The 17,888-nt window shown below is 39.3% G+C and carries 11 protein-coding genes and 1 pseudogene; 11 read left to right on the top strand and 1 reads right to left on the bottom strand.

Translation table 11 applies throughout. The annotated features are described in order from the left end of the window. Positions 1-290: 290 nt before the first annotated feature. Positions 291-1,031 (top strand): glycosyltransferase family 2 protein, encoded by a 741-nt coding sequence (locus tag ASG21_RS15350; protein WP_056082075.1) that lies wholly within the window; start codon positions 291-293, stop codon positions 1,029-1,031. Between the two features lie 636 nt (positions 1,032-1,667). Here ASG21_RS15350 and ASG21_RS15345 read toward each other — a convergent pair. Further along, a complete protein-coding gene (locus tag ASG21_RS15345; RefSeq protein WP_056082072.1) occupies positions 1,668-1,928 on the bottom strand; it encodes a helix-turn-helix transcriptional regulator in 261 nt (86 codons plus the stop codon). Positions 1,929-2,654: 726 nt separating this feature from the next. Between ASG21_RS15345 and ASG21_RS15340 the strand changes: the two genes are divergently transcribed. The 10 genes and pseudogenes from ASG21_RS15340 to ASG21_RS15295 all read left to right on the top strand — a co-directional run bounded on the left by ASG21_RS15340 (position 2,655) and on the right by ASG21_RS15295 (position 17,888). Further along, on the top strand, positions 2,655-5,648 hold the full coding sequence (locus tag ASG21_RS15340; RefSeq protein WP_056082069.1) for a SusC/RagA family TonB-linked outer membrane protein: 2,994 nt from the start codon (positions 2,655-2,657) through the stop codon (positions 5,646-5,648). Positions 5,649-6,247: 599 nt separating this feature from the next. Continuing rightward, positions 6,248-7,615 (top strand): RagB/SusD family nutrient uptake outer membrane protein, encoded by a 1,368-nt coding sequence (locus ASG21_RS15335; protein WP_056082064.1) that lies wholly within the window; start codon positions 6,248-6,250, stop codon positions 7,613-7,615. Beyond that, the gene (locus ASG21_RS15330) at positions 7,616-10,123 is read left to right on the top strand and encodes a prolyl oligopeptidase family serine peptidase (RefSeq protein ID WP_056082060.1); all 2,508 of its coding nucleotides are present in this window, start codon (positions 7,616-7,618) and stop codon (positions 10,121-10,123) included. A gap of 383 nt (positions 10,124-10,506) precedes the next feature. Beyond that, entirely contained in the window at positions 10,507-10,638 is a 132-nt protein-coding gene (locus ASG21_RS20690) for a hypothetical protein (RefSeq protein ID WP_277814180.1), read from the top strand. A 114-nt stretch (positions 10,639-10,752) separates the two neighbouring features. Beyond that, positions 10,753-11,167 (top strand): annotated as a pseudogene (locus ASG21_RS15325) (XRE family transcriptional regulator). Positions 11,168-11,957: 790 nt separating this feature from the next. Beyond that, on the top strand, positions 11,958-12,767 hold the full coding sequence (locus ASG21_RS15315; RefSeq protein ID WP_056082054.1) for a polysaccharide biosynthesis/export family protein: 810 nt from the start codon (positions 11,958-11,960) through the stop codon (positions 12,765-12,767). A 39-nt stretch (positions 12,768-12,806) separates the two neighbouring features. Then, the gene (locus tag ASG21_RS15310; protein ID WP_241773505.1) at positions 12,807-15,164 is read left to right on the top strand and encodes a tyrosine-protein kinase; all 2,358 of its coding nucleotides are present in this window, start codon (positions 12,807-12,809) and stop codon (positions 15,162-15,164) included. Positions 15,165-15,208: 44 nt separating this feature from the next. Then, positions 15,209-16,507: a nucleotide sugar dehydrogenase gene (locus ASG21_RS15305; RefSeq protein WP_056082048.1), complete on the top strand. Its 1,299-nt coding sequence runs from the start codon at positions 15,209-15,211 to the stop codon at positions 16,505-16,507. 47 nt (positions 16,508-16,554) lie between these two features. Beyond that, positions 16,555-16,899 carry a phosphomannose isomerase type II C-terminal cupin domain gene (locus tag ASG21_RS15300; RefSeq protein ID WP_056082045.1) on the top strand — a complete coding sequence of 115 codons (345 nt, stop codon included), beginning with the start codon at positions 16,555-16,557 and terminating at the stop codon, positions 16,897-16,899. After that, entirely contained in the window at positions 16,896-17,888 is a 993-nt protein-coding gene (locus ASG21_RS15295) for a sugar phosphate nucleotidyltransferase (RefSeq protein ID WP_056082042.1), read from the top strand. The genes ASG21_RS15300 and ASG21_RS15295 overlap by 4 nt, the downstream gene beginning before the upstream one ends.

Here is a 17,888-nt window from a genome sequence, read left to right as displayed (position 1 = left end):
AAAAAAAAAGAGTATAATAAACTTGTTGTGAATTATTTTAGGTATTCAATGATTTATTATAAACTTTAATTGAAAGGTGCATAAAATCTCATTTTTTTGTGATATTTATAGAAGATTTTATGATTTTATTTCTATTTTAGAGGTTCAGGATCATGAGGGATATGTTCTCTGATATATCTTTTAAATGGGCAGGAACAAATTACGTAATGATTTAAAATCAACAGAGTAAAAAGTCATTACCCTAACCGCAGATCAAAAACTATAAAAATAAAAACTCTAACTAAACTGTAATGAAAATTTCGATAATAACGGTCTGCTACAATTCCGCAGCGACCGTTGAAGATACCATCCGATCGGTGGCATCGCAGACCTACGATAATATTGAATATATTATCGTTGACGGTAACTCTGTTGATAGCACCGTTGATATCATCAAAAAATACCCTGAAACTGTTTCGCACTGGATCTCTGAACCGGACAAAGGCCTCTATGACGCCATGAATAAAGGAATTGCCATGGCAACAGGGGATTACGTCGGCATTCTTAATTCAGATGATGTGTTTTATGAAGCACAAACCATAGAAAAAATCGCTGATTTTCTGCGTAGCAACGCGGTAGACGCATGTACAGGAGATATTCTGCAGCACAGGAATAGAAAAATTCTCCGTAAATATTCCTCCAAAAGGTGGCATCCGGAGAAACTCAAAATAGGTTTTATGCCACCCCATCCTTCAATATTTCTCAAAAGACAGCTTTTCGATAATTTGGGAGTCTATATCGTCGGATATAAGATAGCATCCGATTATGAGTTAATTATAAGGTATTTTCTTAAGCATAAAATTACATGGAAATACTCCGGCGTAATAACCACATCAATGGCTATGGGTGGCGCCAGCAGCTCAGGACTCACCAGCTACCGCACCATTACCAGCGAAGTAGGACAGGCATTCACAGGAAACCAGATCGAATATTCCCCGCTGAAAGTAAAGTATAGAGTCGTTTGGAAACTCATTGGATTTTTGCAGAAATAGCTGCAGATATGATCAGGTGTCCACAACAGTTTACCACAATCATCAACTTGTTGTTGATGATAAAATACTGCATCCGCAAATTCCGCTTTCCAGATGCTTGGCCATGCGAAGTCAAACGACTAAGTAATTTTCCCTGCACAAAAGAACCAGTCTGTCACCAATTCGGGATTTGATTCCATTGAACTTAACCTCTGATAACCAAACTGTCCGCTGTCAAAGTTTTCCGCTATGCGAAGTCTCCCTACTTCGTACCATCTTTAACCTGTAATGTGGTTTTTAGTATGCAAACAATAGTCGGCATCTTTCCTGTCTGCTGTGCGAAGTCTCTTGACTTCGTGATGTCTCATAAAGAATCACCATTACGATATTATAAGCCATTGGAAAAGAAAACTCTAATGTTAGGAGAACTTGGAGAGCTGATTTAAGCTTTTTATATTCTATCTTCACAAAAACCACCAATATTAATCCCTAAAAAATCTACAGCATCATTGCAGTAGTCCGAGAATTGCTTTGTCACTATTTAAAATTAAGCAAAAAAATAACTTCAAGATACAAATGAAGTTTTGCAGCAGCGTTCAGATCGTTATTTCAAAGCAATTGGTAAATAAAAAAGCAAATCCCACCTCTTATCATGATTTATCCATCATCATTAGACTTTGTAATATCGAATTCGAAATCAAAAAGTTCCTTTGGAGATAGTCCCAAACCGTGCGCTAACTGCAACATAGTTGTAAGTTGAATATCTTTTTTTCCTTTTTCAATTTTGCTGATGTCACTGTGGTCAACATCACAATTTTGTGCTAGCTGTCTGTAACTTAGATTCTGACTTTTTCTCAGTTCTTCTAGTTTTTTTCCAAATAGGATTAGAAAATTTCCTTTTGCTCTATCTTTTATCATTACATAATGTACGAGACAGACAATTTCAATATATTTACAAAAAATTTTGTGGGATAATTAACCCGCGTTAGAAAATTTTGTTATATTTGTAAATGAAGTCACAGAAATGTAACTTTGCGATACTTCAAAGAATATTAGAAGCTATTGCTTAGAATCTCTAACTGAAAACTGGTAATTTTTAACATACGAGATGATAAGCCTGATGCTCACGACCTAGGCGTGGGCTCTCTTATCTGTATGTAAGGTATACCAGTACCTCAGTTAGGATATTGTAGAGTTCCATGCCGTTTTATTTTCATGCCGTCCGATTTTTCTACAAACAATCTAAGCCCGCTTCACCACATAGAGTATCATGATAGGATACAGTAGGGTGTACAACCTATTGCGGCTTTAAAGCTTTCTCGGGACAAATTTTCATTCATATTAATTGATATTTTACTGCTTTTGTATGCTCTGAAGTGAGCAGTTTATTACTATTTCTTTTCAGTGTATCATGAAAGCCCTGTTTTTCTGAGCAGTTGGGGATTGCATCAGAGATTCCTCTGTTCAGAATAAAAACAGGAACCCAATCACAGCGAATTATTATGACCAATCAAAAACCAATGAAATAAGACACAGGCCAACTCGGCCTAACAAAAAGATCAATAAAAAAGCCCCTTCCCTTAAGTTTGGCGACTGAGGAAGGAGCAATGGATTGAATCGTTTAATTAAAAACATTACAAAACTATGAAAAAATCCTATAATACTATAGGAAGCACGGTTTGCGCCTTCATGCTGGCAGTCATATGCAGCAATCTCAAGGCTCAGACCAGAACCGTTACGGGTACCGTAACCGCAGACAACAAACCCCTTTCAGGAGTTTCTGTCTCTCAGGATAACAGCAGTGAAACGACTGTTACCAATGACAAAGGAAACTACATTCTTCAGGTCAGCGGAGAGAATCCCGTCCTTGTTTTCCGCCACTCAGATTATCCCGAACAGCGAAAAACCTTAGAAGCAGCTTTAACCCTAAACCTCAACCTTAACCTCAACCTGAAGCAAATTGAAGAAGTCGTCCTCAACGCCGGTTATTACAAGGTAAAAGACCGTGAAAGAACCGGAAGCATTGCCAAAATCTCAGCAAAGGAAATCGAAAACCAGCCCGTCACCAATGTACTGTCAGCAGCGCAGGGAAGAATGGCAGGCGTCAGCATTACCCAAAACTCGGGAACAGCAGGCGGAGGTTTCGACATCCAGATCAGGGGCAGAAATTCCCTCCGCACCCGTATCAATTCAGAGATTGACGGCAATCAGCCGCTCTACATCATCGATGGCGTTCCCGTTGGTGGCGGAGTCAATTCACGCTACGGAGGAACCGTACTTGCTTTGGCCAATGTCAATCCGCTGAACTCCATCAGTCCCAACGACATCGAAAGCTTCGAAATCCTCAAAGATGCTGATGCCACAGCGATCTACGGATCAAGGGGAGCCAACGGAGTAGTTTTGGTCACCACAAAAAAAGCAAAAAAAGGAGGGCTGAGACTTACCCTCAACTCATCCTACGGACTGAGCCATGCCGTTTCCGGACTGGAAATGATGAACACGGAACAGTACATCAACATGCGCCGGCAGGCTTTTGCCAATGACAACATTTCAGCCTATCCGGCAATTGCCTACGACATCAACGGCACCTGGGATAAAAACAGATTCACCGACTGGCGGAAGGAACTCATCGGGGATTATGCTGATATAACCAATACCCAGCTTTCCCTCAGCGGAGGAAGTGAAAATACATCCTACCTGCTAAGCCTCGGCCACAGTCAGCAGACTACCGTTTTCGGGGAAAACTTCAGGTACCGAACCAACACGGTTTCCGGAAATATTTCCCACAGATCGGCAGACAGGAAGTTTACCTTCAACATGTCCAACCTGTTTTCCGCGCTGGACAATAATGTCCTCACATCGGATGTTACCGCAGCTTCCTATATACTGTCTCCCAATGCACCGGCACTGTATGACAGCAGCGGCAGTCTGAACTGGGAAAACAGTACTTTCGCCAACCCTCTGGCCAACTTCAGGAATACCTATTCCAATGACCAGCTTCAGTTCCTGAGCAACATCAGCGCGGAATACGAACTGGTTAAAAACCTGAGACTGAAAGTCAACGGAGGCATGACCTACCAGACCTTTGAGGAATGGTCACTCAGACCCCACACCGCCAATGATCCTTCTTTCGGAATGACCTCGGCACAGTCAGCTGCTTCAAAAAGCAATCAGGACAGATTCTCAATGGTCATCGAACCGCAGCTCAGCTGGTTCTTCAAAAAAGGCAACCATCAGACAGACATCCTTGCAGGAGGAACCTACCAACGGGATACAAACAGCACATCCGCCATTCAGGGATTCGGTTTTGAAAGCAACCTCTTCATCAGCAACATCGGTGCGGCGCAGGCCAAAACCGTATCGGATGCCGTGACCACTGAATACCGCTATGCGGCAGTGTTCGGCAGAATCAATTATCAGTATGCAGGCAAGTACATACTCAACCTGACCGGAAGAAGGGATGGCAGCAGCCGCTTCGGTCCCAACAACAGATTCGCCACCTTCGGGGCAGCCGGTGCCGCCTGGATCTTCACAAAGGAAAACTTTCTGAAAGACAACCGCTTTGTCAGCTTCGGAAAACTGAGGGCAAGCTACGGTTCCTCAGGAAGCGACAATATCGGGGAAAACCAGTACCTCAATACCTACATCACATCCACTTTAATCTATAATGGAGTAGTGGGTCTGCTGCCTTCAAGACTCTATAATCCGGATTTCAGCTGGGAAAAAACCCTGAAGTTTGAAACAGCCCTTGAGCTCGGGCTCTTTAAAAACCGCCTGAATCTGACGGCAGCATACTACAGCAACCGTTCATCAAACCAGCTTCTCGGCTACCAGCTTTCCGCAGTAACGGGATTCACATCGGTACTCGCCAATCTGGGTGCCACCGTTCGGAACAGAGGATGGGAATTTGATCTTAAAGGAGATCTGATACAGAACGGCTCATTTTCATGGGATGCAGGATTCAACATTACATTTCCGGAGAACAGACTTCTTTCATTTCCCGGTCTTGAAGGTTCTTCCTATGCCAACACCTATGTTGTCGGGCAGCCGGTCAACATCATAAAACTGTATCAGCTCAACGGCATCAATCCTGCCACGGGACAGTATATTTTTACAGACTTCAATGGTGACGGCAAAATCTCATCTCCCGATGACAGACAGGTGATCAGAAACCTCGGTCAGAAGTTCTACGGAGGATTCACCAATGACCTGAGATACAGAAACTGGAACCTTTCCGTGCTTGTACAGTTTGTAAAACAGGAAAGCAGAAACTACAACAGCACCATGCCCTCACCCGGTTCCATGAACAACCTCCCCGTGCAGGCTCTGAATGTATGGTCACCTCAGAATCCTGAGGGACTGTATATGCCTTACCATACCGCAACCACAGTCTCACACCAGCTGTTTCAGATAAGTGATGCAACGGTCTCCGATGCCTCATTCATCAGGCTGAAAAATGTGCAGCTCGCATACAGCATTCCTACTCAGGGTAAAATATTCAGGGAAGTGAAACTTTTCTTTCAGGGACAGAACCTTCACACCTGGACAATGTATTTCGGGATAGATCCGGAGCTGGGTTCAAGCGGATTTCTGCCACCTCTCAGAACCTATTCCTTCGGAGCAACACTGACGCTGTGATATGGGTAGTGAATATGATTGCAAAGTTTACACTCAAGAATATTAACGTCGGAATCGAAAGCTTTAAAGATTGCAGAAATGAAGAACAAAAGCAAAATAAGTTTAAGATCCGCCTCGCTCTGCTCAATTATTAGTGTATATCTCCCGGATATTCGACAATTACATTTTTTAAATATAGAAGAACAAAGTTATGAAATCAACAAAACGGTTATACATTAAAATAGATCCACTTCAACGTTGACCATTAAACTTTTAGCGTTAAGCAAATTGAAAGCATGGGCCACAGAGAAACGTTTATGGTTCGGCGAATCGAATAAAAAAATAAATAAAGATGAGCCAAAAGTTTACTGTTTGAGTGCGGGCAGTAAAAACATTAAGAAGTAAAATAGTGATTCCGCACGAGTTTAAACTTTTCAGCACCGGCTCAATTTGTAGCGTAAAATCTCGTAGAGATTCGCCGATTCAATATTAATACATAAAAATTGAGAGGCAAAGTTTTGGGGTCTTGATTTTTTGGTTCTTTTGCATCAAGGCAAACCCTTTAGGTTCGACGACTGAAAGGAGTCAAAAGAACACTATAATAAATAAAAAACAACCTTATGACATCAATCAAAAAAACAATAACAGCAATCGTCCTGTTGACGATCACAACCTCATGTGAAAAAATGATCGAAACAGATCTTCCGCAAAACCAGATCGCAACACAGGATGTGTTCAGTGATGTGCAGACTGCCAATGCGGCACTGTCAGCACTCTACGCCGGATTGTGGGACAGCTCCCCAATATCCGCAGACCAGTCGGGCAGACTTTGGGGAATGTACACCGACGATCTGATTTACCATACGGCGGTGACCAATAATGGCTTTCCGGATATTTTTAACAATACGCTCCTGGATTCCAATGCTCCGGTCACCACATTCTGGACAGCCGCCTATCAGAAAATTTATGTGGCCAACAGCATTATAGAAGGGGTAGAAGAATCAACGGGATTATCTGCAGCTGATAAGGCAAGGATAACCGCTGAGGCACTGACGATAAGATCATTGCTGTTTTTTTATCTTCAGCAGATCTACGGAGATATTCCCTATCCTGTAACCACCAATTACATCATCAATCAGAACATTGACAAAACACCTGCTGCAGAAGTGCTGAATAGAATAGAGATGGATCTCCTCGATGCTATTCCTGCACTGAATAATCAGTACCGAAATACAGAAAGAATATTCATCAACAGAAAGACAGCAGAGCTGATTCTGTCAAAAGTATACATGCAGCAGAAGCAATGGTCAAAGGCGGAAGCTTCACTCAAAACCATTCTTCAGAGTCCACTGTACCAGTTTCAGAACGACATCACCAAGGTATTTCAGAAATCCGGAACCCACATCCTCTGGCAGCTGAAACCCAAAAACTCAGGTGATGCCACAAAGGAAGCTTCCCTCTACTATTTCGTCAATGCCGCCCCGACAGGGTTTTCACTTACAAATTCTTTGGTCAGTTCCTTTCCCGCAGGTGACCTGAGAAAACAGTCCTGGATGGGAACGGTTACCGTGGGAGCCAATACATGGTACCGCGCCGAAAAGTACAGACTCCGTTCAGCCAACACCGCGGAATATTCCATCGTTTTCAGGCTTGAGGAAGTTAACCTTTTACTGGCAGAGGCACTGGCTCAGCAGAATAAAGTGACGGAAGCCGTTCTTTATGTCAACAGAACAAGACAGCGGGCTACACTTCCTGCACTTACAACATCTGTAACGCAGGCTGTACTGCTCACGGAAATCCTGAATGAAAACCGCCGTGAATTCTTCACTGAGATGGGTCACCGCTTTTTCGACCTTAAAAGAAATGATCAGCTCAGCCAGCTTACAGCTGTAAAACCCAACTGGAAAGACTACCACCGCCTGTGGCCGGTTCCGCAGAAGGAACTGCTTTTGAACGGAAAACTCAAACCTCAAAATCAGGGCTATTAAATGAAAACAGCTTTTATAACACTCATTGTAATATTTTTGTCAGCTACTGTATACAGTCAGCGGACTCAGGATGACAGTCTGAAACTATGGGCATCAAAATTCTCAGATCTTAAATGGATGATAAACTCAGAAGATGGAAAATATGCGGCTCTAACGCTTATTTATCCTGAAAGCAACGATACGGTTTTTGTTTTTTCACACCAAAGAAAAGTTCCGTCCGATACAGTGATTGGAATGAGTGACAAAAAATCATTTCTTGGGAAACTGCATTTTTTTGCTGTTGGTGCAGGCAATGCACAGCTTCTAAACCTGCAGACACATCAGAAGATAACCTTCAAAAAGGTCAGGACTGCAGAGGTGATGAAAGATGTAAGGCAGTTCTGTATTTTGGATAAAAATAAAACACTGAGCATCTATAATTTGAGCGGAAAGCGTATACTGAAATTGTTACAGGTGGAAAAGATGACCTCAGGTAAGAGCAAAGTATTCATCACGACGACTGTTGAAAGTACGGGCAGTAAGAGAAAAAATGAACTGTTGGAATGGAATGGAAAAAAAATCTTCAGGCATTACAGTACGGAAAATACCATTGAAAAAACTGAACTTCTGTCTTCACAGAATTTTCTCGCCATAAGGGAACAGATAATTGGTGAGACTGCAAAACGGATGGTTCTTCTGGATATTAAAAAAGGAAAAATTTATGTCCCGGAACTAATCCAGCCGGTAAAAACTGATGCCATTAAAATAGCAGAAGCTGGGAATGACGGCACTTTTCTAGTTTCTGCAGAATCCAGAACAGAGGTTTCTGATTCTCAAATGGTGGAGGTTTGGTATGGAAGTGATAAAAATCTGCGTTCCGCACGCACGGGAAAAAGAAACTACAGGTTCTGGTATTGGAAGCCGGAGAAAAAAATAATAACTGAACTGCCCTCCGAAAAATCTCAGGTCTATGTACCACTGAACAACAGCAGGTATCTCTGGATGTTCAGCTCGAAAGAAGTTTACAACTATATCCATGCTACGCCAATGTATGACATCTATCTGTACGATATAGAAAAAAACACCAGCTTACTGGCGTTCAATGAGTCATCTGAAGTTATAGGATCAATGAATGGAAATTTTGCAGTGTCTCACAGCAGGAAAACTGATAAGTGGATAATATTCGATCTTGAACATCAGGGCTTCACAGAAATTGATGGCAGTCAGTTCAGCAATCCCGTATTCTCTTCAGACAGTAAAATATTGTTGTTTTCCGGTAAATCAGATCTTTTTGCATATGACCTGAAAACCAAAAAACTTTCAGCAATGAAGATTTCAGATGCACATGAGGTAACCATTATGAACAAAAAAATAAATGTAGCTTTTGGTCATCTTAAAACCAGATTCCGAACTTTTACCGCAGATCTAAGCAAACCTTTGCAACTGCAGATTTATGATGAAAACAGTAAAAAAACAAGTGTATTACGGTGGGAACGGGGAAAAACATCGGTACTGATCCCTCTCACATCTCATAAAATAAAGGAGGTTTCAGAAACTGATAATCATAATTCAGCTCTGGTATACAGTGTTGAAGAAAATCATAATATTCCACCTGGAATTTACCGCAGGAATACAACAAATGGAAAGACAGAACTTCTTTACCGGACCAACCGTCAGGATAAAAGAGCTTCAGATTTAAAAACCGAAGTTCTCTCATACAAAAACAGTTCGGGTAGACCTTTAAAAGCTATTCTCTCGTATCCGGAAAATTTTGACGTTTCAAAAAAATATCCGGTCATTGTCAGAATATACCAAAAACAGTCTGACGCTGCATCAGCATACATCCGTGGAGAAATTAAACCCGATGGATTTAATAAAAGGCTGATGCTTGACCGGGGATATTTTATCTATCAGCCTGATGTTGTCTTTGATGAAAGAGGAACGGGCATCTCTGCATTAGACTGTGTTCATGCAGCTTTGGATGCATTGAGAGATTTTACTTATATCGATCAGGAAAAAATAGGGCTGAGCGGTCACTCCATGGGTGGATATGAAGTGAATTTTATTGCCACTCATTCAACTCGTTTTGCAGCATACCTTTCAGGGGCATCCGTAGCGAATATTATGCAGTCATACTTTTCGTACAACAGGTTGTTTGAGATTCCCGATTACGGTAGATTTGAAGGCGGACAGTTTGAAATCAACAGACCTTATGTAGGGAATGAAGAATTGTATTTCAGAAACAATCCGGTCAATTATGTGCAGCATGTAAGTGCCCCGATTTTAATGTGGTCAGGTAGAAAGGATGGAAATGTACTTCCGGAGCAGACTGAAGCCTTTTACATCGGCCTTCTGCGGAACCGAAAGAAAGTAATAGCACTTTTCTACAGGGATCAGGAACACACATTAGGATATAATACGCCCGAAGCATTTGATTTGAACAGAAGAACAGTCGACTGGTGGGACTACTTCCTGAAAGACAGAAAAAATGTTGAATGGATTGACAGGGAAATGAATGAAGGACGCTGATAAACGTCCTTCTTTATTCATCTTTAAAATATAAGTTTATTCATGTTTGTTGCAATATTCCCAATCTCAAAGAATTATTATAAATACAAAAATTAAAATAAAGAATTGTGAACTTATCAGATCAAAATTTTACACCTTTCAAACATAGAGATGAAATGAGATTGCTCTTCTCTATTATTGTTTGAAAAGTAAAAAAAAGAGGGAGGCAATCCGGCGTACTTCATTTTCAGCTAAGGCTGAATCTCATAAAGCAGATCTTCGCACATAGTCCCAAATCCTATCGAACGAAGTTGTATTACAGGTTCATAACATGTACAGATATTTGTATTTACTACAGTACTGTAGACTTTATTGACCTTTACAATGAATTTTTGAGTTCCGAAATGAAATATTTCTTCTATTTTAATTCAGTAGGGGCTATGGCTGATGCTGTGGAAGGCATTTTAACGGAGTCATCAGTATCCAATCCTCAGACTCCTTACGGGAAGTCAAAAAAGCAGCTGAAAAGTCTCTAATGGAAAATCTGCCTGTAGACAAACCTGTTTTTATTATCTGTCCCTGCATGGTTCACAGTCCGGGAAATAAAGAAATCCCAATTTCCTGTACAGAATTGTTGAAAAGGGTATTCCATGCCCGCTTGCAGCAAAAAAGCACATATGGGCATAAATATAAAGCGTTTCCGTGAAATGTTGGGCCTCAAGCATGAAGCGTTGGTCTTCGACTTGGGAGAAGACTGGAATCAGAAGAAAATTTCTCTTTTTAGAACAGAAAGAAATCGTTGAGGTAGATATTCTGGAAAAGATTTCTGAAATTCTAACAACCCCGTTAAAGCTACTGAATACGTGGATGAAGAACAGGCGGTTAATATAATTGCCGATAAATTCCATGATTCAAATGCTTTTGGTTATACAGCTAATATAAATCCTATATTTAATCCACTAGATCAGGTTTTGGAACTACACAAAAAAAACGGAATTGTACGAAAGAATGCTGAGGGAGAAAGATAATATGATGGCAAAATTGGAGCAACTGATACAAAAATAAACTGTATTCTTACTCCTTTCTTAGTGCATAGATAAAGGCAGGATAAAGCGTAGATAATGCGACTGAATAGCCCATTTTAATTATGTTAAGTTTTTAATTGCAGCTGATCAAAAGTGGCAGAAAAACTTGAGGCTTAATGCATTGCAATTAAAGTAATGTACTTTTGTAGATAGCCATTATAAAGCGTAATGAGCAGATAAGTTAATGATTTGCTCTCGCTTTAATATAAAATAGGTATTCAAAATTAAATTCGAAAGGCAATTTTCGGTTTATTGTCTTCTCAATAAGTACAAGTCTTTTGCGGAGAAGCATCTCAGCTATGCGCATTCTCCCGACTTCCGCTGCACGGTACCATCCCGCTGCGCATAGTCTTCCCGCCTTTGAGCCACACTGACAAATACTATTTTGCCTACGTTTCACCTTCCGCCCCTGCATTGCGAACCTTACCTTAAATTCTGAATCTTATTTCTTGACTCTCGAACCGCTGCGTATAGTTTTTCTGTTGGCAGTAGTATTTTCCTCACCGGTTTTGGGTAAGAATCAAATTTCCTGCAGCAAAATTATATTGGATGATGTATGTGATTTTTTAACAAAATGAGAAGAATATGATTTTTATACCTGATGGTAAATTATGAATTAATTATAGGTACTTTTGCAGACTATTTAGACTTGATCAAAACAGTTAGTCTCAGGCGTGAATATATGCCGTTAAATAATATTAACAGTTAATTTTAAGCTTAGATTTTAATTTAAAAATAATAATCCTATTTTTGTGAAAATTTTAGAGAGAATGAATTTCAGAAAATTCTGCCTTTATGGCTTTACAGGTTTTATACTTGCATCTTGTACTCCAAGACAGGAGATCAATTATATGACTGATATCGATAATATGTCACTGGAAAATGCAGTAAAAAACAGTCGTAGTACACTTCAGCCCGGTGATCAGCTTATTGTAAATATTTCTGCCCGTGATTTGGATGCGGTAAAACCATTTAATCAGAATTATTCATCATCTTCTACAGTTACTCAGTACAGTTCGCCCAATTCTAACAGTCTGCCTCAGCAGTTACCGGTTTCCGGGCCTACCTATTTTGTAGATACTGATTATAATATTATATTTCCGCAGTTAGGTAAAATAAACACCAGAGGTGAAAACATAGAAACTTTCAGAGAAAAACTTACAGATTTGCTCAGCAAATACATCAAAGATCCTATCGTTGATGTGAAGCTTGTGAATTTTAAAGTGTCTGTAACTGGTGAAGTTGCAAGACCGGGAATGTATGTAATTCCTGACGGTCATGTTAATATTCTCAATGCACTGAGTCTGGCAGGAGACACTACACCTTATGGTATCAGAAACAATGTTCTGGTCATCAGAAATGTAGACGGTCAGATCACAAAACAGAGAATAGACCTTACGAAATCCGGTTTTATCAACTCACCGTATTATTATCTGAAGCAGAACGACATCATCTACGTACAGCCAAATGCCAACAGAGAAAAAGCAGCAAGAGTAGATCCGAATACAGGTCTTTACATTTCAGTGGCATCTGTTATCGCATCTTTGGTAATCGGAGTTTTAGCACTTACAAAAAATTAATATATAAAAAAATTAAAACATCTAGTGGATCAAAATTATTTGCAGGACCAAACTGAAAAAGAGCCCATAAATTTGCGTGAAATTATTAAGCCATACATCTACAGATGGTATTGGTTTGTAATTTTAATATTTGTTTCTTTTGTGGCAGCGTGGTTCTATTTGAGATATTCCAGCACAGTTTACAGTACCGAAACGACCTTATTGATAAAAGAGGTTAATAAATCGGCTGCCGGCCAGCCCGAAATGTCTATTCTCTCAGAGATTGGTGCAGTGGGAAGTATGGGTACCAATTCTGTAGACAACGAAATAGAAATCTTGAAGTCTAAAAAACTGATGATGTCTGTCGTAAGAGAATTGGGTCTTGAAACCAATATCTACTCGAAAGGCAAAATTAAGGAAATTGAGCTTTACAAAGATATGGCTCCTTTTATTGTAAGAGTGGTAAGCGAAAAACCAAAAAGTGAGTATCCCGGTAAGGAAGTTTTTGCCACAGTAGAAAAGGATAAGATTATAATAGAGTCTGAAGGATTTAAGAAAAATATTGTAACAGATTTCAACAAAGCGGTAACGATGCCCTTTGGCGTAATTATATTTCAGAAAAATCCTAAATATGATGTAAAGAATGCAAAAGAAGTAAGATTTCGTCTTGCCTTTGCTTCAGCAATAGACAGAACGCGTGATCTATTGGGTAGATTGAATGTGGAGCTTGTGAAAGAGGAAGCTACAGTACTTAAAATTTCAATGAACTATCCTGTAGCAGAAAAATCTGAAGATATTTTGAACCGTCTCGCAGTAAATTATAACCGTGAAGCAATTATTGACAAAAATTCTGAGGCACAGAAAACCGCAGAGTTTATTGACGGAAGAGTAAAATTAATTGGTGAAGAATTAGGACGCGTAGAAAATCAGAAAGAAGATTTTAAGCAGAAAAATAATATTACAGATATTAAAGCAGAAGCAGAACTGTCACTTCAGTCAACTGCCGAGACAAGACAGAAACAGCTTGAAACAGAATCCCAGCTTGAATTGGTTAACAGTCTTCTTAATTATGTCAACAGTCAGGGTACTTATCAGATTTTACCTCTCAATGTAGGTTTAAAAGATGCAAATACTGCATCAGATATCTCTGTTTATAATCAGTTGATATCAGAAAGAAGCAGATTGTTAGAAAGTTCTACTACACTCAACCCTGTAGTTCAGGATATCACTAAACAGATCACAAGTATGCGATCTGCAATCTCAGGAAGTTTAAACAAAAGCCGTTCTGCATTGCAGATTGCGAGAAGTACTTATTTAGGTGAAGAAAACAGGCTTTCAAACAGGATCTCCAGAGTGCCTGTTCAGGAAAAATTGTTTAGAAGTATCGAAAGACAGCAGACGATCAAAGAAGAATTGTATCTTTTGTTACTTCAGAGAAGAGAAGAGTCTGCAATTTCTCTTGCAATTGCTGCTCCTAAGGCCAGAATCGTAGATGATGCACTCACATCGCCACAGCCTGTATCTCCAAAAAGACAGGTTGTATATTTAATTGCTCTGTTAGTAGGTCTTATAATACCTGTAGGTATTATTTACCTGTTGGAGTTATTTAATGACAAAATACAGTCTAAACATGATCTTGAAAAACTGACGGGTGGTAAACCGGTTATTGGCGAACTTCCTTCTCTGTCAAAAGGAGATCCGGAATTGGTAATGCAGAATGATATGTCTCCGCTTGCAGAGGCATTCAGAATTCTGATTACTAATCTTAATTTCATGTTGACGAAAAATAAAAAAGGTCATGTAATATTTGTGACTTCAACGGTGAAGGGAGAAGGGAAAACTTTTGCCTCAGTTAATCTTGCACTTACCTTGGCAACGCCCCGGAAAAAAGTAATTATCATCGGATCAGATATCCGAAATCCACAGCTTCAACGCTACAATGATAAAAGAAAAGGTTTAATAGGGCTTTCAGAATTTATGTATGACCAGGCAATTAAGAAAGAAGAGATTATACATCAAACTACATTTAATCCTTATTGTGATGTTATCTATTCAGGTGCAATAACCCCTAATCCTACTGAATTGCTGTCTAATGGAAGATACGAAGAATTAGTAGAATCTTTAAAACCAGACTACGACTATATTATTCTGGATACAGCACCTCTGATGCTGGTTACAGATTCATTCCTTATTGCTGATGTGGCAGATATTACAATGTATGTCACCAGATCAAACTACACAGAAAAAGAATTGATTAGCTTTGCAAACGCACAGGTTGAGCAAAATAAGATAAAGAACGTTGCTTTTGTGCTTAATGATGTAAGTAAAATAAACAGTGGCTACGGCTACGGTTATAAATATGGCTACGGATATGGTGTACAGAAAGAGAAAGGATGGAGAAAATGGTTTAAGAAATAATACACTTAAAAGTCTTTGATTCTTTTAAGAATCTTTCCAAACAAATGAGAAAAAATCATAAAATTGCCATCATCGGGTTAGGCTATGTTGGATTACCACTTGCCAGACTGCTCGCTACTAAATATTCTGTAGTTGGCTTCGATATTAACGAAAAGCGTGTAACCGAACTTAAATCAGGAATAGATTCCACTTTGGAAATAGGGGAAGAACTGCTAAAAAATGTTCTCAAACCTGAAAATCCACTGTATAACAATGATCTGGGGTTGTACTGCAGTTTTGATATTTCAGATATTGAAACTGCCAATATCTTTATTGTTACAGTGCCAACGCCCGTTGATAAAAACAACAGACCAGATCTTACTCCACTTTACAAATCTTCAGAAACTGTAGGAAAAGTTTTGAAGAAAGATGATATTGTAATCTACGAGTCAACAGTTTATCCTGGTGTAACCGAAGAAGAATGTGTTCCGGTTTTAGAAAAAGTATCAGGACTTAAATTTAATGTAGATTTTTTTGCAGGATATTCACCTGAAAGAATTAATCCCGGAGATAAAGAACATACGGTAGAAAAAATATTAAAAGTAACTTCAGGCTCTACTCCTGAAACAGCGAATATTGTTGATGACCTGTATAAATCTGTTATTACTGCAGGCACGCATCTCGCTCCAACTATAAAAGTGGCGGAAGCATCAAAAGTGATCGAAAATTCACAGCGTGATATTAATATCGCATTTATGAATGAGTTGGCAAAAATATTCTCTTTAATGGATATTGATACTCATGATGTGCTGGAAGCTGCAGGTACCAAATGGAATTTCCTGAAGTTTAAACCAGGTCTTGTGGGCGGCCACTGTATAGGTGTTGATCCGTTTTATCTTGCTCAGAAAGCGCAGGAAATTGGGTATTATTCTGAACTTATTTTAAGCGCCAGAAGACTTAATGATTCTATGGGAGGCTTTGTAGCTTCACAAATCATCAAACTGATGATTAAGAAACATATACCCATAAACGGAGCTAAGATATTGAATTTAGGAATCACTTTTAAAGAGGATTGTCCAGATATTCGTAATTCAAAAGCAATTGACGTTGTACATAATCTTGAAGAATACGGAGTAAAAGTGGACACCTATGATCCTTGGGCCAATAAAAATGAAGTTCATGATGAATATGGTTTTAATCTTTTGAGTAGTCTTTCTGATAATGAAAAATATGATGCAATAGTTCTCACCGTTTCACACAAAGAGTTTTTAGATGTAGATTTAAAAAAGTATCTTTCTGAAAAAGGGATTATTTACGATGTGAAGGGTTCTTTGAGAAGAGAACTTGCAGACAGAAGACTATAACAGAGTGATTTTTAATTCATATAACTAAATTAAAACAAAAAGAAATAATGTTAGAACACGATATTAGACCCTGGGGTGAATACTGGGTTTTAGAAGATGCGGAATCTCATAAGGTCAAAAGAATTTTGGTTTATCCAGGGGGTAGACTTTCTTTGCAGTATCATCATCACAGAGCAGAAGTCTGGACAATTGTCTCTGGTACCGGAACCATTACAATCAACGATTCAATTAAAGACTACACTGTAGGAGAGGTTGCACAAATTCCTTTAGGAGCACATCATAGAATGGAGAATAAAACCTCTGAACCTGTTGTTTTTATAGAGGTTCAATATGGAACTTATTTTGGCGAAGATGATATTGTACGTGTAGAAGACGACTATAACAGGGCATGAAAATATATAATGTAATTTTATCCGGTGGAGTAGGAAGCAGACTTTGGCCTCTTTCAAGAAAAAACCATCCTAAGCAATTCCTTAAAATTTTTGAAGGAAAGTCCCTTTTTGAACTCACTGCTCAAAGAAACAAGTCTGTGGTAGATGAGTTAATGGTTGTGGGTAATTCTGATCACATCGAATGGAGCAGAGAATTGCTGAAAGATATTGATATTCCCAAAGTTTTTGTAACTGAAACCATTGCGAGAAATACTGCAGCAGCAATTGCTTTTTCAGCTCTTGCAGTTGACAAAGATGATGTTTTAATTATAACGCCATCTGATCATCTGATCCAAAACCAGGAGGCTTATGAGAAATCTTTGCTTGAAGCAGTAGAGCTTGCCAAAAAGGATTTTGTTGTAACTTTCGGAGTTGTTCCTTCAAAGCCAGAAACAGGCTACGGTTACATTGAATTTGAGGGGAAAGATGTGCTTTCATTCAGAGAAAAACCAAATACAGAAACTGCTCAGGAATTTTTAGATAAAGGAACTTTTCTTTGGAATTCCGGGATGTTCTGCTTTAAAGCAGGGGTTCTGCTTGACGAGTTAAAAAAATATCAGCCTGAAGTTTTCGAGAAAGCTTCTGAGGCTTGGGAAAAATCTGTAAACAATCTGTTGGATGAAGAATCCTGCAGACAGATTCCATCCATCAGTATTGATTATGCTGTGATGGAACGCTCAAAGCAGATCAAAGTAGTTCCTGCCAATTTCAGATGGAACGACTTGGGATCTTTCGAATCTTTATATGATTATTTTAGATCTGTAGGGCATGCTGTAGACGAGAATGGGAACATGGTAATAGGAACAGAAATATTTACCGCTTTTGTGGGGATGAAAAACTGTATTTTTGTACACACTTCCGATGCTATTCTTGTCTTACAAAAAGAAAGATCTCAGGATGTCAAGAAGATATACAGTCAGCTTGAGAAATATCAATCAACTTTAAGGTAA

Source organism: Chryseobacterium sp. Leaf394 (genome assembly GCF_001424105.1).
GTDB lineage: Bacteria > Bacteroidota > Bacteroidia > Flavobacteriales > Weeksellaceae > Chryseobacterium.
This window is presented reverse-complemented; position numbering and strand designations above follow the sequence as displayed.